The organism is Streptomyces physcomitrii (assembly GCF_012273655.1).
Classification (GTDB): Bacteria; Actinomycetota; Actinomycetes; order Streptomycetales; family Streptomycetaceae; genus Streptomyces; species Streptomyces physcomitrii.
The window spans coordinates 244,980-263,801 of record NZ_JAAWWP010000009.1 but is presented as its reverse complement, the minus strand read 5'-3'; the positions used below and the strand labels follow the sequence as shown (position 1 = coordinate 263,801).

Here is an 18,822-nt window from a genome sequence, read left to right as displayed (position 1 = left end):
GGCCGCCCGTACGGGGGCCGCTTGCCCGTACGGGGGCCGCTTCATCGGATCGACGACCGAATCACCTCGCCGGCCGACTCCCCTACGAGCGCCCGCCCTTCGGGGCCGCTCGACGGGCAGTCGGGGGTGGCGGCGCGTGGCGGCGGCGCGCGGCGGAGTCGACCGTGGAGCCACGGTTTGCGGCGGGGCGACTCCGCGTACCGGCTCCCGGTGAGTCAGCCCTTGAAGGTGCCGCCGTACTCCTCCGGGACCAGGTCCGCCTGCTCGGCGCCGCTCGCGATCAGGGCGAGGATCGCGTCGGCGACGCCCTCGGGCGACTGCGGCCGCAGCCCGCTGGAGGCTTCCATACGGCGGGCGCCCTCGACGCTGCCTCGGACCGTCCCGACGAACTCGGTCTCGGTGATCGAGGGGAACATCAACGACACGGCGATGCCGGAGTCCGCGAGTTCGGCGCGGGCGATGGCCGAGAGCTTCTGCAGGGCCGCCTTGGAGGCGGCGTACGCACCGGATCCGGGCAGCGCGGACCAGGTGATGCCGGAGCTGACGTTGACGACGGCCCCGCTCCCCCGCTCACGCATCGCCGGGAGGACCGCCTGCATGACGACCAGCGGCGCGAGCAGGTTGAGTTCGAGCAGAGCCCGGAAATCGTCGGGGTCGATGGCGTCGACGGTGGCCTGCAGCCCCTGGCCCGCGTTGTTCACCAGGACGTCGATACGCCCGAACTTCTCGACCGCGGCCCGTACGGCCGCCTCCACCTGCGCACGGTCCGTCACATCGCACGGCACGGCCAGGGCCACATCCTCGCCGAGTTCCCCGGCGAGGCTCCGGATACGCTCCTCGCGTCGTGCGAGGAGCACCACGCGCGCGCCGGCCAGGGCGGCGGCCCGTGCGGTGGCCGCCCCGATGCCCGACGACGCTCCGGTCACCAGCACTACGGCTCCGTCGACATCCATGAACGGTTCCTCCTCTGTGGGCCGGGGAGACTCCCCGGAAGCAAGGACAGGGGCGGCAGACCGCCCCGTACACTCCACTTCGAAACTATCACACGATAGCTATCGCGTAATAGGAAAGGCGCCGTAGACGGTATGAGCGATGCCGAAGCCACCGGCCTCCCCGAGCTGGCCGACCTGATCTTCGCCGTGGGACGGCAGCTGCGTCCCCCAGCCGACCCCGCCTTCGAGCCGTGCACACCGATCGAGATCAGCGTCATGCGGTTCGTCCACCGCAACCCCGGCACCTCCGCCCGCGCCGCGTCGGAGGCGACGCTGCTGCCGTCGAGCAACTTCAGCCGCGTCCTGCGCGGCCTGGAGAAGAGGGATCTGGTGGAGCGGGTCGTGGACGAACGCAGCGCCCGCGGCGTGCGCCTGTATCCCACGGAGAAGGCCCGCCGGAATCTGGGCTACCTCCACGACAACTGGGAGCAGACCCTGCGGGGCATCGTCGACGACCCCGCCGCGATCGAGATCGTCAACGCCACCCTCCGGCGCATCGAGGACGAGCTCATCGCCCGGCGCCGCGGCGAGGACCACAAGGGCGGCCGGCCCGCCTAGGCGGCGCCGGGACCGTTCCCGTACGACCCCGGCGGACGGAGCGTCAGCCCTGGTCGGCGGGAAGCGCGTACAGCTCGGGGAGGTTGACCACGATGGCCTCCTGGGTGCTGCGGGCGATGACCACCACGGCCTCGTCCCCCGGGTCCGGGTTCTCCTCGCGATGCGGGACGAAGGGCGGCACGAAGACGTAGTCCCCCGGTCCGGTCCGCAGCCGGATCTCCTCCGGCTCGGCGCCGCTGTCGTCGAGGAAGACGAACTCCGGGTGCCCGCTCACCACGTAGATGGCGGTCTCGGAGGCTCCGTGGTGGTGGTTGGAGGAGGCCGTCGCCGGGGCCACGTGGGTCTGGCCCATCCACAGCTTCTCCGAGCCCACCGTGCTCCCGCTGACCGCGGCGAACCGGCGCATGCCGCCGGTCTGCGCGGTGTCGCCGTCCAGGGCGCCTGCGCGGATGTGGTGCAGCCGGGCGCGCAGCGGCGGCACCGGTCCCGTCCCACCGGGCGGCTCGTGCAGATGCGGATGGAAGCCTTCACCCGGGTTCGTCAGGGACTCGCTCATGGCGAGGACGCTAGAACCGTCCGGAAAAGGATGTCAAGAGGTGTCCATTACGGTTCACCTGCGGCAATCCTGCCGCAATGAAGGAGTGGACCGCGACGGGAAACCCTCCGCCGCCGACCCGGCTGCGGCATCATGGGGCGCATGCATATCTCCGCGAAGGCGGACTACGCCACGCGCGCTCTCCTCGAGATAGCCGGTGCTCCGGACCGCCCGTTGACCTGTGAGGCCATCGCCTCCTCGCAGGAGATCCCGTTCCGCTTCCTGAAGTCCGTGGTCGGCGAGTTGCGCCGGGCCGGTCTGGTGCGCAGCCAGCGCGGCTGCGAGGGCGGCTACTGGCTCGGCCGCCCCGCCGAGGAGATCTCCCTGCTCGATGTGGTGCGCGCGGTGGACGGCGAGGTGCTCACCCTGCGCGGTGAGACCCCGGCCGGCCTCGACTACCCGGGCGCCGCCCGCGGCCTGCCCGGGATCTGGCGCCGGGTGGAGGCCGGCGCCGCGGCCGTCCTCGGCGGCGTGACCCTCGCGGCGCTGCTGCCCGAGAGCGCCGCCGGAACCCGGAGCGGGGTCGCGTGAACGAAGCCGCCGAACCGCCCGCGAGCCCCGCCCCGGACGAGGGGCCCGCGCTCGAAGTCGTCGAGTACACCGACCCGTTGTGCCCCTGGTCCTGGGGTTCCGAGCCGGTCTTCCGGCAGCTGCGCGCCGGGCTCGCGGGGCGCGCCCGCTGGCGCCGCGCCTACGCGATCCTCTTCGACGAGGACGAGGAGCCGGCCCCCGATCCGGCCGCCGAGACCGCCTGGTACGAGGGGTACGTCGCGGAGATCGCCGCGCACACCGGGGCGCCCCGCGCGGATCGGCTGCGCCGGGTGGCGGCCAGCTCCTGGCCCGCCTCGCAGACCGCCGCGGCGGCCGAACTCCAGGGCCCCCAGGTGGCCGAGCGGGTGCTGCGGCGGTTGCGTGAGACGGTCTTCGTGCTCGGCGTCCCGGCCGACACCCCGGAGTCGGCGCTCGCCGCCGCCCGCGGTGTCCCCGGCCTGGACGCCGACCGGCTCGCCGCCGACGCGGCCTCGCCCGCGGTGCGCGCCCGGGTCGCCGCCGACCGGGCCGAGGCCCGCCGCCCGGTGCCCGAGGTGCGCGAGGCCGCCGACGGCTCGCCGCACCCGGGCGCCGCCAAGGAGACCCCGGACGGCGAACTGCGGTACGCCCTGCCCACCTTGCTCTTCCGCTCCGGCGACCGGTACCGGGCGGTTCCGGGGCGCCGCGGCTGGGCGGAGTACGCGGCGGCCGTCGCGAGCCTCGGCCCGCGGCCGCTCGCCGCGCCCGCCCCGCTCGCCCCCGCCGCCGCGCTGGCCCGCTTCGCCACCCTGACCGGACCGGAGGCGGCGGTGCTGACGACCGGGCCCTGGCCGCCACCGGACGCGGTCCGCCAGGAGACCGCGGGCGGCCCGCTCTGGCTGCACCCCTCGGAGGCCGCGGCCCGGCCCGGATTCGCCCCGGAGCCCGGCCCGCAGCTGTGAACTGCGGGAAAGGCGGAGGCTTCGCGCATCCCGAGCAATGAGACACCTATAGGTGTCCATTGACAGCGGGGAGGGCCGCCCGCAGGATATGCGGCATGCACCCGACCCATCCCGGTGTGGAGTGCCGCTACGTGGACCTGCGGCGCACCTCCAGCGCCCTCTGTCGCTGACCGACCGTCCACGCCGCCCCGGCGGCCGACGCCCGCTTCCCGGACCGCCCCGGTCCGTCCTTCCGCGCCCCGTGCCCCGGGGCCTGTCGTCACACTCCCCTCTGCGTCGCGACGCCTGGCACGCACTCTCGCCGCACCGGGCACAAGGCCGAGTACATCCGGTACGAGGCCTTGCACCCGGCACTCCCCCAAGCTCTTCGAGCAGGGGGTACCCCCGGCGAGCACGCACCAGACGCCGCGACGCCGCCCTCCGGGCGACGAGGGGAGTGTGAAGACAGACCCCAGGGGTGTCGCACCATCGCCCCGTTCCCCGGACCAGGTCCTCCCCTGAGGTCCCCCGTACCGGAGTCCTGCCGCACGCCCCGGCGCGTACCCCCCGTGCCCCGGCCGCGGCCTGAGCGGTGGCACCCGCTCTGCCGCCGTGTCCCTTCGCGGCCCGGTCCGTCACAGAAAGCTCCCGCCACCATGCCTGGACCCGTCACGCCCCGCCGCCGTCCCCGCCGCCCCGCGGTCCGCGCCACCGCCCTCGGCGCCGCACTGGCCGCACTGCTCGCGCCCTCGCTCACCGCCTGCGGCGGGAACTCCTCCGGCGCCGCCGGCAACTCCACCCTCAAATGGGCCACTTCCTCCTTCCCCGCGCACTGGGACCCGGTGGTCGGCGGCAGCGGCGCCCAGTTCCGCGCGCTCGCCCTCACCTACGCCTCGCTGACCCGGGTGAACGAGAAGGGCGACGCGGTCCCGGACCTCGCCGAGAGCTGGAAGTACAACGCCGAGGGCGACCAGGTGACCTTCCGGGTGCGCTCCGGGCTGAAGTTCAGCGACGGCGAACCGGTGAACGCCGCGGCCGTCAAGGCCGCCGTCGAACGCGCCAAGAAGCAGAAGAACTCCGCGCTCTTCGGCGACCTCACCTCGATCAGGTCGGTGGAGGCCAAGGGCCAGGACGCGGTGGTGCACCTGACCCAGGTCGACTACCAGATACCGCAGCTGCTCGGCGAGCGGGTGCTCCAGATCGCCAGCCCCAAGGCCGCGAGGAAGCCCGCGGCGCTGGACCAGAACCCGGTCGGCGCGGGCCCCTTCACCGTCACCCAGGTCATCCCCGGCACCAAGGCGGTGCTGAAGAAGAACCCGGACTACTGGGACGCGAAGAACATCCACATCGACAAGGTCGAGCTGACCTCCGCCCCGGACGCGTCCACCGTGGTCTCCGGACTGCGCACCGGCGTCTACAACTTCGCCGACATCGACCCCCGGCAGGCCGGGGAGGCCAAGAAGGCCGGGCTCGACGTCTTCGTGCAGCCCGGCTACAACGCCGCCAACATCAGCCTCAACGTCAACAAGGCGCCCTTCGACGACGACAAGGTCGTGGACGCGGTCCGGTACGCGGTCAACCGCGAGGAATTCGTCGACAAACTGACCTTCGGCTACGGCAAGTCCACCGACCAGCCCTTCCCGCCCGGCTACATCGCCTACGACCCGGGCTCCGCCGAGAAATACCCGTACGACCCCGCCGCCTCGCGCAAGCTGCTCGCAAAGGCCGGGTACCAGCCCGGCGAGCTCAAGCTGAAGCTCGTCATCCCGGCCGAGGACCCGGCCGCCGAGATCGTGCAGTCCCAGCTCGCCAAGGTGGGCATCAAGGTCACCATCAAGATCGACAAGAACTGGGCGACGCCGTTCTTCGCCAAGGATCTCGCCTTCTCGCTCTACTCCACCACCGGACGCGACTCCGCGGTGCAGACCCTCACCGCCCACTTCGGCCCGGACGGACCGCTCAACCTCAGCTCGCCCTACCAGCCTTCGGGCTTCCCGCGGGCGGTCGCCGAGGCCCGCCGCACCCCGATCGACGACCCGCGGTACGCCGCGAAGCTGCGGGCCGCCACCCGGGCCGGTCTGGACACCAAGGCGCTGGTCTTCACCTACTCCTCGCCGAACCTCTTCGCCAAGAGCAGCCGGATCTCCGCTCTGCCGAAGAACCCCGCCCACCTGAACTGGACCGGCGTGACCGTCGGCGGCAGCTGACCGAGGGGGCGCTCGACCAAGGAGTCCCCCGACTCCCGGCGCTTTCCGCCCTGTTCACCGTTCACCGTCGTCCCGCTTCTCGCAGAGAGGAGGCCTCCCGTGCCGGAGAACCTCACCGCACCGCCCCCCGCGGACCTCCCGGCGGCCACCGCGCCGGACCGCGGCGACCACCCGCCGTCCCGGTCCGGGGCGGGCCCCCGCACCCGGCGCGCGCTCGGCCGGCTCACGACGGTCCTCGCCCGTACCGTCGCCGTCTTCGTCCCCGTCTTCCTGGTCGCCACCTTCGTCACCTTCGCCCTGCGCTCGCTCAGCGGGCTCAGCCCGGCCCGGCTCCAACTCGGCGAGGAGGCCACCCCGGAGGCCATCGCCCGGGTGGAGGCCGAGTGGGGCCTGGACCGGCCCTTCCTGACCCAGTACGGGGACTGGATCACCGGCGTCCTGCACGGTCAGCTCGGCCGGAGCTGGTCCAACGGCGCCGACATCTCCACCCTGATCGGGCTCGGCCTCGGGGTCAGCCTCTCCATCGCCTTCCTGGCGCTGCTGCTCGGCGGCGTCCTCGGCTTCCTGCTCGGCACCCTCGCCGCGCTGAAGCCGCGCAGCCTGCTCGACCGCGGTGTCACCGGCTTCGTCACCGTGTTCTCGGTGATGCCCGCCTTCGTGGTCGGCATCGTCCTGGTCACCGTCTTCGCCGTCGGCCTCGGCCTCTTCCCCTCGGCGGGCTATGTCCCGCTCGCCGAGGGCGGTTTCGGCCCCTGGCTCTCCCATCTGATCCTGCCCGCCCTCGCGCTCAGCTTCGACGTGGTCGCCGACGTGGCCCGCCAGCTGCGCTCCGGCCTGATCGCCGCCTACCGCGAGAACTACGTGACCGGCGCGCTGGTACGGGGCCTCGGCCCGCGGCGGATCTTCTTCGGCCACGTACTGCGCAACGCCCTCGGCCCCGCGCTCGCCACCCTCGGCCTGAAGTTCCCCGCCCTGGTCGGCGCCTCGGTCGTCACCGAGTGGATCTTCGGGCTCCAGGGCTTCGGACGCTTCGCCAACGACTCCGCGCAGAGCGGCGACGTCCCCGCCGTCCAAGGCGTCCTGGTGGTCTCCATCGCCCTGGTCGTCTCCTTCAACCTGGTGGTCAACCTCGTGCTCGCCCGTCTCACCCCGGCCGCCCAGCGGGGGGTGTGAGCGTGCACCGCCGCCTCTGGTCCCTCGCCTCGGGCCGCTCGGCCCTGATCGTCCTCGCCCTGGTCGCGCTGCTCGCCCTGCTCGGGCCGCTGCTCGCCCCGCAGGACCCGCTCGCCCAGAGCGGGAACACCCTGGCCGGCCCGTCCGGTGCCCACTGGCTGGGCACCGACTACCTCGGCCGGGACGTGTTCAGCCGCCTCCTGGACGGCTCCCGGGTCAGCGTCCTCGGCGCCCTGGAGGTCACCCTCACCGCACTGGTGACCGGCGCCGTCCCCGGCATCCTCTCGGTCCACCTGGGCCGCGTCTTCGAGTGGGTCACCCTCCGGCTCACCGACACCCTGGTCGCGCTGCCGTTCCTGCTCTTCGCGGTCGCCGTGATCGCGCTGCTCGGCAACGGCCTGACCCAGGCCATGCTGGTCACCGGAGTCCTCGTCTCGCCGCTCTTCTACCGGGTCTCCCGGGCCGCCACCCTCGCGGTCGCCCGCTCCCCCTACGTCGAGGCCGCGTTGCTCTCCGGTGCCTCGCTGGGCTGGATCGTGCGCCACCACGTCTGGACCAAGGTGCTGCCGCCGCTGGCCATCGCGCTGGCGCAGACCCTCGGCACCGGCTTCGTCATCGTCTCCAGCCTCACCTTCCTCGGCATCGGCGTCCAGCCGCCCGAACCGACGTGGGGCGGCCTGCTCGCCTCCGACCTCGGCTACCTGGGCCACCAGCCCTGGGCCCCGGTGCCCCCGGCGCTGCTCATCACCGGCACCGTCCTGGCCGCCAACCTGCTCGCCGACGCGATCCGCGACGTCTCCGGCGAGGCCGGACACTCCGTGGCACGCCGCCCCGCCCCGCCCGGCAAGACCCCCGCCGCCCCCGCCGGAGGTGCCCGATGACCACCCTCTCCCGCCGGCCCGCCCCGGCCCCCGCGACGGAACCGGAGCCGTCCGGCGCCCCCGATCCGGCCCCGCCCGTCCTCGCCCTGGACGGCGTACGGATCACCGACCGGGCCACCGGCCGCGAACTCGTGCACGGCATCGGCTTCACGCTCACGGCGGGCCGTACGGTCGGCATCGTGGGCGAGTCCGGCAGCGGCAAGACGCTGACCTGCCGGGCCGCCCTCGGCATCCTGCCGCCGCACCTCGCGGTCTCCGGCGGCCGGATCGAGATCGACGGCAGCGACATCGCCGGTTTCACCCCCGCCCGGTGGACTGCACTGCGCGGCAGCACCCTCGGCGCCGTCTTCCAGGACCCGGCCTCCTACCTCAACCCCTCGCTGCCGGTGGGCCGGCAGATCGCCGAGGTGCTGCGGGTCAAGTGCGGGCTGACGCGCCGCGAGGCCCGGCACCGGGTGCCGGAACTGCTCCGCCAGGTCCAGCTGCGCGAGCCCCGCCTCGTCGCCGGGCAGTACCCGCACGAGCTGTCCGGCGGCATGCTCCAGCGCGTCCTGATCGCCACCGCGCTCGCCGCCGGGCCCCGCCTGCTCATCGCGGACGAGGCCACCACCGCCCTGGACGTCACCGTCCAGGCCGAGATCCTCGACCTCCTCGCCGACCTGCGCGAGGAGACCGGCCTCGCCCTGGTGGTCGTCTCGCACGACCTCGCCGTGGTCGCCCAGCTCTGCGACGAGGTCCTGGTGATGCGCCGGGGCGAGGTGGTGGAGCAGGGCCCCGTCCAGGAGGTCCTGCACCGCCCGCGGCACCCGTACACCCGGCTGCTGCTGAGCGAGCACGAACAGTACGGCCTGGAACGCCTGCTCGGACCGGAGGACCCGGCGGACGCCGGGACCCCCACCCGGGACGACGACGAGGAGAAGGTCCTGTGAGCACCCCCGCCGAAGCCGCCGAGCACGCCGAACCCGCCCGAGCCGCCGCCCCGGTGCTCGCGGTCAGCTGCCTCGACGTCCACCACGGCCTGCGCACGCGGCGGCGCCAGGTGCTGCGCCAGGTCTCGCTGAGCGTCGCGCCCGGCGAGACCCTGGGCCTGATCGGGGAGACCGGCTCCGGCAAGTCCACCCTGGCCCGTGCCGTACTCGGACTGGTCCGGCCCACCGCGGGCTCGGTCCTGATCCACGGCGAGGACGTCACCGGCTACGACCGCCGCCGCCGGCGCGCGCTGCGCAGGCGCGGCCTGGTCGGCTACGTCTTCCAGGACCCGCTGCGCAGCCTCGACCCGGACCTGACGATCGGCCGGTCGCTGGCCGAACCGCTCCTCGTCCGCGGGGTGCCGCGCGCCGAGGCGGCCGAGCGGGTCCGGGCCTTCCTGCCCCGGGTACGGCTGGAGGCGGACCTGCTCGACCGGCTGCCCGGCGCGCTCTCCGGCGGCCAGCGCCAGCGGGTCGCGGTGGCCCGCGCCCTGGTCACCGAACCCCGCCTGGTGCTCCTGGACGAACCGGTCAGCGCTCTGGACTCGGCCAACCGCGTCGGCGTCCTGGAGATCCTGCGGGAGCTGCGCGCCTCGGGCACCTCCCTGGTCTTCATCTCGCACGACCTCGGCTCGGTGGCCGGGGTCGCCGACCGGATCGGCGTCCTCCACCGGGGCGAACTCGTCGAGACCGGCCCCGCCCGGGACCTGGTCCGCCGCCCCGTCCACCCCTACACCCGCCTGCTCGTCGGCTCCGCGCCCACCCTGCGCGGCGCCCCCGCCGACCGCGCCGCCCGCGCGAAGCTCCGCGCCCTGCTCGACGCCTGACCCCCGGACCGCCCTTCACGGGGGCGAACCGCGCCCCGCCCTCACGGAAGAGAGACCCCGCCATGTCCCGCAAGCTGCATCTCGCCCTGCACCCCTACGGAGTCGGCGGCCCCGGCCAGCACGGCCTGTGGAAGGACCCCCGGGTCGCCAAGGACGCCAGCATCGACATCGGCTACTACCTCCGGCAGGCCGAGGCCGCCGAACACGCCCTGTTCGACGCCCTGTTCATCGTGGACAGCCAGTTCATCAACGCCACCTACCCGCCGCACTACCTCAACCGCCTGGAACCGCTCACCCTGCTCTCCGCGGTCGCCGTCCGCACCCGCCACCTCGGCCTGGTCGGCACCGCGAGCTCCACCTACAACTCCCCCTTCAACCTGGCCCGCCGCTTCGCCTCCCTCGACCACATCAGCGGCGGCCGGGCCGGCTGGAACGTGGTCACCAGCTTCGACACCGGCACCGCCCGCAACTACGGCCTGGACGAGCACCTCGACTACACCACCCGCTACGGCCGCGCCCTGGAGTCCGTCGAGGTGATCCGCGGACTGTGGGACTCCTACGAGGACGACGCCTTCCCCGCCGACCCCGAGCGCGGCCTCTTCCTCGACCCGGACAAGCTGCACGCCCTGGAGCACCGCGGCGAGCACTTCAAGGTGGCGGGCCCCCTCAACCTCTCCCGCTCCCCGCAGGGCCAGCCGGTCATCTTCCAGGCGGGTGTCTCCGAGGAGGGCCGCGACCTGGCCGCCCGGGTCGCCGAGGGCATCTACGCGCCGGGCGGCTCGCTCGCCCAGGCCCAGGAGTACTACGCGGACATCAAGCGCCGTACCGCCGCCCACGGCAGGGACCCCGAGCACATCAAGATCTTCATCAACGGCGGCCCGGTGGTCGCCGCCACCGACGAGGCCGCCCGCCTGCGGGAGCGGGAGATCTTCGAGGAGGACAACGACCTGGAGCGCAGCCTCGCCCTGCTCGGCCGCTCCTTCGGCGCCTACGACTTCACCGGGCACGACCTGGACGCGCCCTTCCCCGACATCGCCCACCTCGCCGAGAAGGGTGGCAGGACCGCCGCCGGGAAGATCATCGAGCGGGCCCGCACCGAGAACCTGACGCTGCGTCAAGTCGTTACCTCCGCCTCGGAGTTCAGGCGCTCACCGTTCGTCGGCGCGCCCGCCACGGTCGCCGAGACCATCGAGAAGTGGTTCGCGGCCGGCACCTTCGACGGCATCAACCTCGCCTTCCGCACCTTCGAGGAGCTGGACCTCTTCGTGGACGGCGTGGTCCCGCTGCTCCAGGAACGCGGCCTGTTCCGCACCGAGTACGAGGCCGACACCCTGCGCGGCAACCTCGGCCTGCCGGTGCCGGAGAACCGCCACACCGCCGCCCGCCGTGCCGCCCAGGGCTGAGGCGGTGGCCGTGACCCCGCCCGCCCCGCGCCTGCGGCTCGGCTTCCTCACCCACGTCCAGGGCCGCGACGAGGACCCCGCCCGCACCTACCGGCAGGCCCAGGAACTCTTCGTTGCCGCCGACGAACTCGGCTTCGACACCGGCTGGGTCGCCCAGCACCATGTGCCCCTCGGCGGCGGGCTCTCCTCGCCCTGGACCTTCCTCGCCCACGCGGCCGCCCGTACCCGCCGCATCCGGCTCGGGACGGCGATCACCGTGCTGCCCCTGGAGGACCCGCTCCGCCTCGCCGAGGACGTGGCATCCGTGGACACGCTCAGCGGCGGCCGGGTCGAACTCGGCGTCGGCAGCGGCTCCCACCCGGACGAGTACGCGGCCTTCGGGCGGCCCGAACTCGGCGCGGACCCGGTGCGCCGCCGCGAGGTGACCACCGCGCACCTGGCCGTGCTCCGGCACGCCCTGGCCGGACGCGAGTGCGGCGCCCCCGGCTTCCGTGTCCAGCCCGCGCCCGGCGACTTCACCCGGCGGATCTGGCAGGGCGTCTTCAGCGCCCGCGGCGCCGAGCACGCCGCCGGGGCCGGCTCCCAACTGCTGCTCAACCGGGCCGCGTACGGCTTCGACGAACCCACCGACGAGGTCCAGCGGCCCTGGGCAGAGGCCTACCTCGCCGCCTGGCAGCAGCCGTACCCGCCGCGGATCGGGCTCTCCCGCTTCGTCTTCCCGGCCGCCGACCGGCGCACCGCCCTGGACCGCATCGCCCAGGACGTGCACCAGGCGGCGCTGCGGATGGCGGAGCGCGGCACCTTCCCCCGCGGTCTGGACACCGCGGAGGCGCTGCGCCGCTTCCACTGCTTCTACGGGGCTCCCGAGGACATCGTCGCCGCGCTGGCGGGCGAGCGGGTGCTGCCGCTGGCCACCGACCTCATCGCCCAGTTCAACCCGGCCGTCCCCGGCCACGACGCCGCCCTGCGGGCCCTGGAGCTGCTCGCGACCGAGGTCGCTCCCGCCCTCGGCTGGCGGCCCGCCTCCGACCCCACCCCCACGACGGCAGGAAACCCGGCATGAGCGCCTACACCGACCACCCCACCCCCGAGGGCCTGCTCGTCCGCGGCACCGTCCTGGTCGTCCCCGGCCGGGGCGAGACCCGTGCCACCTACGAGCGGCTCGGCCGCCGCCTCGCCGCCGACGCCTGGCGGGTCCGGGTCCTCGACGCCCCCGCCACCGACCCGGACGGCTGGGCCACCGCCGCCGCCCGCCTCGGCGCCCGGCTCACCGAAGCCCTCGCCGGGACCGGCGCCGCCGACGACCCGGCCGAGGAGGCACCGGCGAGCCCCGGGCGCCCGCTCGTCCTGCTCGGCGCCGACACCGGCGCCGCCGCCCTCGCCGCCCTGCTCGCCGGTCCCGAACTGCCCGCGGCCGCCCGCCCGGACGGCGTGGTCCTCGCCGGGCTGCCCGCACCCGGCACCGCCGCGGCCCCCGCCACCGCGCACGACTGGGACGCCGAACTGGAGGTGCGCACCGCCTGCCCCACCCACCGCGGACGGCTCACCGAGGACGCGGATGTCCACCGAGGCGCCCTCGGCAGCCCGGTCCCGGCAGCCCTGCTGAGCGCCGCCTACGAGAGCGATCCGGGCGTCCCCGCGCTGCTGCTGACCGGCGACGCCGACCCGCTCGGGGACCCCGCCGCGCTCACCCGCACCGCCGCGTCCCTCTCCCGCGCCCGCCTCGCGGTGGTCCGCGGCGCCCACCACGACGTGCTCAACGACCTCCAGCACCGCGCGGTGGCCGCCGAGATCGTCACCTTCCTGGAGACCCTGCGCAACGGACTCGTACCGCTCGTCGCGGTCGAGTCCAGCACCTGGTGAGCGCCCGGCCCGGCCCCGAACTCCCGCCTCGCACCATCGGAGCCATACCCGCCCCGAACGACCAGAGCCGTACACCGCCCCCAACCGGAAGGCCCCCCATGGCCGTCGTCCTGTCCGTCTCCGGCAGCCCCTCCGCCACCTCCCGCACCGCCCGCCTGCTCCGCCACCTGGACAGCAGACTCACCGCGCACGGCCACGAGGTGATCCCGCTGGACGTGCGCACCCTGCCGCCCGAGGCGCTGCTCGGCGCCGACTTCGGGCACCCCGCACTCGTCGAGGCGGCGGCGCTCTTCGCCCGCGCCGACGGTGTGGTCATCGGCACCCCGGTCTACAAGGCCGCCTACTCGGGACTCCTCAAGACACTGCTCGACCTCCTCCCGCAGTACGCCCTGGAGGGCAAGACCGTGCTCCCGCTGGCCACCGGCGGCAGCACCGCCCACGTCCTGGCGATCGACTACGCGCTGCGTCCGGTGCTCAGCTCGATGGGCGCCGCGCACATCGTCCAGGGCTGGTTCACCCTGGACCGCGACCTGACCCTCGACGACACCGGGAGCCTGCGGATAGCCCCCGAGGCCGCCGCCCAACTCGCCCGCGTCACCGACCAGTTCGCCGGGGCGCTGGGCACGGGGGCGACCGTCTTGGCCGGCGGCTGACGGGGGCGGGCCGCGCTATGCCCCGGCGTCGGCGGCCGTGTTCTCCATGAAGGCGACGAGGCTGCGGGGGCGCATGTCGGTCCAGTTCTTCTCGATGAACTCCAGGCACGCGTCCCGGCTCTCCTCACGGAAGGCTATCTCCCAGCCCGGCGGAACCTCGGCGAAGGTCGGCCACAGGGAGTGCTGGCCCTCGGAGTTCACGAGGACGTGGTAGGTGCCGTCCGGGTCCTCGAACGGGTTCGTCATGAGGTTTCTCCTTCGCGGTTCTCGGGTGCTTCGACTGCCTCGGCGGTTCGGGCCGCCTCGGGTGCTTCGGTTGGTGCTGTCGCCCCGATTGTCGCCGTCGCTCCGGTCACTCCGGTCGCTCCGGTCAGGGCGTTGAGCTTCTCGTCGATGATCGCGCCGATACGGGAGAGCGAGTCCGGCGCGGCCATGAACCTGTGCTCGCAGGCGATCTCGTGCACCTGGATCCCGCCCTTCACATAGGGATCCCACTCCTGCGGCGCGTGTTCCGCCGCCTCGGCGCCCTCGGTGGAGGCGAAGAACAGCACCTCGCCGTGGAAGGTGTCCGGTACGTAGGCGTTGCGGATCCTGGAGTTGTTGACGAGCACGTCCCGGAGCGCGGTGATCTGCTCCTGTCCGAGACTGGCGAGCGCGCTGCCCTCCGCCCGGAACACCTCCATCACGGCGTCGAGCCGCAGCGGCCCCTCGCCGAGCCGGCCGCGGTCCACGCCGATGAACTCCAGCAGACCGGCGAGCACTTCCTGCTGATCGGGCAGGTACTCCTCCTGTTCCTCACCGCCGGGGTAGGCGTCCAGTATCGCCAGGAAGTCGACGTCCAGACCCTGGTCCTGGGCCAGGGTGGCGATCGCGTGCGCGATGTTGCCGCCGACCGACCAGCCCAACAGGCGGTAGGGACCGTCCGGTTGGACCGTCCGCATGTGCTGGAGGTAGTCCCGCGCCATCTCCGCCACGGAGGCGGGGAGCGGCTGCGGTCGGGCGATCCCCCGGGCCTGGAGTCCGAACACCGGTTGTCCGGGGTCGAGTTGGCGGATCAGCCCGGAGTAGCACCAGCTCAGTCCGCCGCCGGGATGTACGCAGAACAGGGCGGGGCGGTCTCCCCTCTCCCGCAGCGGGAGCAGGACCTCCCAGGCGGTGCGGGCGGGGTCGGGACCGTCGAGGCGTTCGGCGAGTCCGGCGGGGGTGGATGCTTCGAAGAGGGCGCGGATCTCCAACTCGACACCGAGGACGGAACGCACCCGGCTCACCAGGCGGGTCGCAAGGAGCGAATGCCCGCCCAACTCGAAGAAACCGTCATCGACACCGACCCGGGCCACCCCCAGCACCTCGGCGAAGACCTCGCACAACACCTCCTCCCGCCACGACCGCGGACCACGCGAGTCCCCCGAACCCGCCACCACCGCAACCGGCAACGCCCCCCGGTCCACCTTCCCGTTCCGCGTCAACGGCACCTCGTCCAGCACCATCACCACCGACGGCACCATGAACCCCGGCAACCGCCCCCTCAACCACCCACGCACCTCACCCGCCACCAGCACCTCACCAGGCACCGGCACCACATAACCCACCAGACCACCGCCCGGCACACCCCCCTGCACCACCACAGCCCGCCCCACCAACGGATGCGAGCCCAACACCACCTCCACCTCACCCAACTCCACCCGGAAACCACGCACCTTCACCTGATCATCCGCACGCCCCACAAACTCCAGAGCACCGTCAGCACCCCACCGGACCAAATCCCCCGTCCGATACATGCGCTCACCCACCCCACCGAACGGATCCGCCACAAACCGACCCGCCGACAGACCAGCACGCCCCCCATACCCCCGCGCCAACCCCGCACCCGACACATACAACTCACCCACCACACCCGGAGCCACCACCCCCAACCACTCATCCAGCACATACACCCGGGAGTCAGGATTCGGGCGCCCGATCGGTACGGAGCCCTGTGCCGCCTCGGGTGCCGAGACGGGATGGCTGGTGGCCGCCACGGTGATCTCGGTGGGGCCGTAGAGGTTGATCAGCCGGGTCGAGGGGCAGCCGCGCAGGAGCTGTTCGGCCGCGGAGGGAGGGATCGCCTCGCCGCCGGTGAGCACCTGGCCCACCCCGGCCAGTGCCTCCGGAGCCTCCTCCGCCACGAGCGCGAGCAGTCCGCTGCTGAGGTACAGGCAGGTGACCCCCTGGTCCGCGACGACCCGCCGCAGGGCGTCCACATCCGTCTCACCCGGCGGCTGGACCACGATCGCCCCGCCGGTGAGCAGCGGCACCCACAGTTCGAGGGTCGAGGCGTCGAAGGCCGGGGACGAGTGGAGGAGCATGCGTTCCCCGGCGCCGGTGTGCCAGGTCGCGTTCAGCGCGAGGCTCGCGACGCCGCGCTGGGTGACGCCCACGCCCTTGGGCTCGCCGGTGGAGCCCGAGGTGTACATGGTGTAGGCGAGGTTCTCCGGGTGGCCGTGCACCTCGGGGTCGTGCTCCGGTCCTCCGGCGGTAAGGGCCTCGTCGAGGGACAGGACGGGGACGGCGGTGCGGTGCCCGCCGGCGGCCCGCTGATCCGTGAGGAGCAGACGGGCTCCCGCGTCGGCCATCATGTGCTCCCGGCGCTCCGCGGGGAACCGCTCCTCCAGCGGAAGATACGAACCGCCCGCCTTGAGGACCGCGAGGACGCAGACGACGGTCTCCAGCGAGCGTTCGAGCAGCAGTGCCACGACGTCCCCGGGCCGGACACCCCGGGACCGCAGCCGGTGGGCCAGCCGGTTCGCGCGGGTGTCCAACTCCGCGTAGCCGAGCCGCCGTTCACCGTCGACCACGGCGAGCGCCCCGGGGGTGCGGGCGGCCTGGGCGCGGTACAGCTCGGGCAGGGTCGCCCCGGGCGGCGCGCTCACCGGTCCCTCGCGACCGGCGCTGAGCCGACGGCGTTCGAGCGGATCGAGCAGGTCGGTCCGGCTGAGCCGCGTCCCGGGGGCGTCGGCGACGGCCGTCAGCACGCGGACGAGCCCGGCGCCCAGCCGCTCGGCCATGGCGGCGCTGAACAGACCGGCGCGGTACTCGATCGCCCCGGCGATCACGGTGCCTCCCGCGGGCGCGGGCCTGCGGTACGCGTGGAAGACCAGGTCGAACTTGGCCGGTCCGGCCGGGACCTGCTGGGGCGCCACCGTCAGTCCGCTGAGCTCCAGATCCGTACCGGGGTCGTTCTGGAAGGCCAGCATCACGCGGAAGAGCGGCTGCCGCGAGGAGGACCTGGTGGGCCGCAGCTCCTCCACCAGGCGCTCGAACGGCAGGTCCTGGTGGGCGTGCGCGGCGAGGTTCGTCTCGTGCACCCGGCCGAGCAGCTCGCCGAAGGTCGGATCCCCCGAGGTGTCGCAGCGCAGTACGAGAGTGTTGACGAAGAAGCCGACCACCTCGTCGAGTGCGTCGTCCAGTCGTCCGGCCACCGGGGTGCCGATGGGGATGTCCGTCCCCGAGCCCATCCGGGTCAGCAGCACCGCGATGGCCGCCTGGAGCACCATGAAGAGGGTCACGTCGTGGGCGGCGGCCAGCGCCTCCAGTCGGCGGAGCAGCTCGGCGTCGATGCCGAACTCCGTTGCCGCGTCCCGCGAGGACGCCTCGGCGCCCCGGGGGCGGTCCGCCGGCAGCGGGATCTCCTCCGGGAGGCCGTCCAAGGCCTCGGTCCAGTAGGCGAGTTGCCGCGCCAAGGGGCTCTCGGGGTCCTCGGTCCCGCTCCCGAGCAGTTCACGCTGCCAGAGCGCGTAGTCCGCGTACTGCACCGGCAGCTCCGGCCAGCCCGGCGCGCGCCCTTCGCGCCGCGCGGCGTACGCGCTGCTCAGGTCCCGGGTGAGCGGGCCCAGGGACCAGCCGTCACCGGCGATGTGGTGCAGCACCACGAGGAGCACGTGCGTGTCCGGAGCCTGCCGGAAGACATGGACGCGTACCGGCGCCTCGGTGGCGAGGTCGAACCGCCGTCCGGCCGCGGCGGCGAGCGCGGACTCCATAGCCGCCGCCTCGACGTCGGCGGTCTCCAACTCCACCCGCAGGTCCGCCGGTTCGACGATCCGCTGGTGGGGTACGCCCTCGGTGGCCACGATGAGGGTCCGCAGGACCTCGTGGCGGGCCGTCACATCGGCGAGGGCGGCCCTGAGCGCCGCCAGGTCCAGGGCCCCGTGCAGGCGTACCGCCCAGGGCGAGTTGTAGACCGCCTCGGTGTCGGCCAACTGGTCGAGGAACCAGAGCCGTTGCTGCGCGTACGAGAGCGGAAGCGGTTCGGGGCGCTCCCGTGCGCTCAGGGCGGCGCGGGCGGGTCCGGCGCCTTCCAGGCGTTCGGCGAGTCCGGCGGGGGTGGATGCTTCGAAGAGGGCGCGGATCTCCAACTCGACGCCGAGGACGGAACGCACCCGGCTCACCAGACGGGTCGCAAGCAGCGAATGCCCGCCCAACTCGAAGAAACCATCGTCCACCCCGACCCGGGCAACTCCCAGCACCTCGGCGAAGACCTCGCACAACACCTCCTCCCGCCACGACCGCGGACCACGCGAGTCCCCCGAACCCGCCACCACCGCAACCGGCAACGCCCCCCGGTCCACCTTCCCGTTCCGCGTCAACGGCACCTCGTCCAGCACCATCACCACCGACGGCACCATGAACCCCGGCAACCGCCCCCTCAACCACCCACGCACCTCACCCGCCACCAGCACCTCACCAGGCACCGGCACCACATAACCCACCAGACCACCGCCCGGCACACCCCCCTGCACCACCACAGCCCGCCCCACCAACGGATGCGAGCCCAACACCACCTCCACCTCACCCAACTCCACCCGGAAACCACGCACCTTCACCTGATCATCCGCACGCCCCACAAACTCCAGAGCACCGTCAGCACCCCACCGGACCAAATCCCCCGTCCGATACATGCGCTCACCCACCCCACCGAACGGATCCGCCACAAACCGACCCGCCGACAGACCAGCACGCCCCCCATACCCCCGCGCCAACCCCACACCCGACACATACAACTCACCCACCACACCCGGAGCCACCACCCCCAACCACTCATCCAGCACATACACCCGGGTGTTCCAGACCGGTCGTCCGATGGGCACGACGGCCGTGGTTCCGGGCCCTCGGGGCTCCCCGGGCGAGTTCGGGGTGAACTCCCAGAGGGTGACGTCGACGGTGGTCTCGGTCGGGCCGTAGGAGTTGAACATCCGCCGACCGGCGGACCACTGCT

Annotated in this window: 16 protein-coding genes (1 of these 16 cut by a window edge); 12 read left to right on the top strand and 4 right to left on the bottom strand. The window is 73.4% G+C overall.

The genetic code is table 11. From position 1 onward, the window contains the following. Positions 1-215: 215 nt before the first annotated feature. Positions 216-953 (bottom strand): SDR family oxidoreductase, encoded by a 738-nt coding sequence (locus tag HFV08_RS16920; RefSeq protein WP_168540355.1) that lies wholly within the window; start codon positions 951-953, stop codon positions 216-218. A gap of 132 nt (positions 954-1,085) precedes the next feature. On the opposite strand from HFV08_RS16920, the gene HFV08_RS16915 reads away from it, so the two are divergent. Continuing rightward, entirely contained in the window at positions 1,086-1,550 is a 465-nt protein-coding gene (locus HFV08_RS16915) for a MarR family winged helix-turn-helix transcriptional regulator (RefSeq protein ID WP_168540353.1), read from the top strand. Between the two features lie 43 nt (positions 1,551-1,593). On the opposite strand, the gene HFV08_RS16910 is transcribed toward HFV08_RS16915, so the two are convergent. Then, positions 1,594-2,106, bottom strand: a complete 513-nt coding sequence (locus tag HFV08_RS16910; protein WP_168540351.1) for a cupin domain-containing protein — start codon at positions 2,104-2,106, stop codon at positions 1,594-1,596. A 141-nt stretch (positions 2,107-2,247) separates the two neighbouring features. Here HFV08_RS16910 and HFV08_RS16905 point away from each other — a divergent pair, with 141 nt between their 5' ends. The 11 genes from HFV08_RS16905 to ssuE all read left to right on the top strand — a co-directional run bounded on the left by HFV08_RS16905 (position 2,248) and on the right by ssuE (position 13,571). Then, a complete protein-coding gene (locus HFV08_RS16905) occupies positions 2,248-2,676 on the top strand; it encodes an RrF2 family transcriptional regulator (protein ID WP_168540349.1) in 429 nt (142 codons plus the stop codon). Then, positions 2,673-3,617, top strand: a complete 945-nt coding sequence (locus HFV08_RS16900; RefSeq protein WP_168540347.1) for a DsbA family oxidoreductase — start codon at positions 2,673-2,675, stop codon at positions 3,615-3,617. Before HFV08_RS16905 ends, HFV08_RS16900 begins: the two co-directional genes overlap by 4 nt. Before the next feature lie 635 nt (positions 3,618-4,252). Further along, positions 4,253-5,803, top strand: coding sequence for an ABC transporter substrate-binding protein (locus HFV08_RS16895; protein ID WP_168540345.1), 1,551 nt, complete (start codon positions 4,253-4,255; stop codon positions 5,801-5,803). Positions 5,804-5,902: 99 nt separating this feature from the next. Beyond that, complete coding sequence (locus tag HFV08_RS16890; protein WP_168540343.1) at positions 5,903-6,976, top strand: ABC transporter permease; 1,074 nt, start codon at positions 5,903-5,905, stop codon at positions 6,974-6,976. Positions 6,977-6,978: 2 nt separating this feature from the next. Further along, positions 6,979-7,857 (top strand): ABC transporter permease, encoded by an 879-nt coding sequence (locus HFV08_RS16885; protein ID WP_168540341.1) that lies wholly within the window; start codon positions 6,979-6,981, stop codon positions 7,855-7,857. Continuing rightward, positions 7,854-8,786 carry an ABC transporter ATP-binding protein gene (locus tag HFV08_RS31670; protein WP_168540339.1) on the top strand — a complete coding sequence of 311 codons (933 nt, stop codon included), beginning with the start codon at positions 7,854-7,856 and terminating at the stop codon, positions 8,784-8,786. Before HFV08_RS16885 ends, HFV08_RS31670 begins: the two co-directional genes overlap by 4 nt. Further along, on the top strand, positions 8,783-9,652 hold the full coding sequence (locus HFV08_RS16875; RefSeq protein ID WP_168540337.1) for an ABC transporter ATP-binding protein: 870 nt from the start codon (positions 8,783-8,785) through the stop codon (positions 9,650-9,652). The genes HFV08_RS31670 and HFV08_RS16875 overlap by 4 nt, the downstream gene beginning before the upstream one ends. Positions 9,653-9,714: 62 nt before the next feature. After that, positions 9,715-11,055 (top strand): LLM class flavin-dependent oxidoreductase, encoded by a 1,341-nt coding sequence (locus HFV08_RS16870; RefSeq protein WP_168540335.1) that lies wholly within the window; start codon positions 9,715-9,717, stop codon positions 11,053-11,055. Positions 11,056-11,065: 10 nt separating this feature from the next. Further along, positions 11,066-12,118 (top strand): LLM class flavin-dependent oxidoreductase, encoded by a 1,053-nt coding sequence (locus HFV08_RS16865; RefSeq protein WP_168540333.1) that lies wholly within the window; start codon positions 11,066-11,068, stop codon positions 12,116-12,118. After that, positions 12,115-12,918: an alpha/beta hydrolase gene (locus tag HFV08_RS16860; RefSeq protein WP_168540331.1), complete on the top strand. Its 804-nt coding sequence runs from the start codon at positions 12,115-12,117 to the stop codon at positions 12,916-12,918. Before HFV08_RS16865 ends, HFV08_RS16860 begins: the two co-directional genes overlap by 4 nt. Positions 12,919-13,016: 98 nt before the next feature. Next, on the top strand, positions 13,017-13,571 hold the full coding sequence (ssuE, locus tag HFV08_RS16855) for an NADPH-dependent FMN reductase (protein ID WP_168540329.1): 555 nt from the start codon (positions 13,017-13,019) through the stop codon (positions 13,569-13,571). Positions 13,572-13,586: 15 nt separating this feature from the next. On the opposite strand, the gene HFV08_RS16850 is transcribed toward ssuE, so the two are convergent. Together HFV08_RS16850 and HFV08_RS16845 are read right to left on the bottom strand one after the other, a co-directional pair. After that, entirely contained in the window at positions 13,587-13,817 is a 231-nt protein-coding gene (locus HFV08_RS16850; protein WP_168540327.1) for an MbtH family protein, read from the bottom strand. Further along, positions 13,814-18,822, bottom strand: the 3' portion of a protein-coding gene (locus HFV08_RS16845; protein WP_168540325.1) for a non-ribosomal peptide synthetase. It continues 8,602 nt past the right edge of the window; 5,009 of the gene's 13,611 nt are visible here — the last part of the coding sequence; its start codon lies beyond the right edge, outside the window; the stop codon is at positions 13,814-13,816. The genes HFV08_RS16850 and HFV08_RS16845 overlap by 4 nt, the downstream gene beginning before the upstream one ends.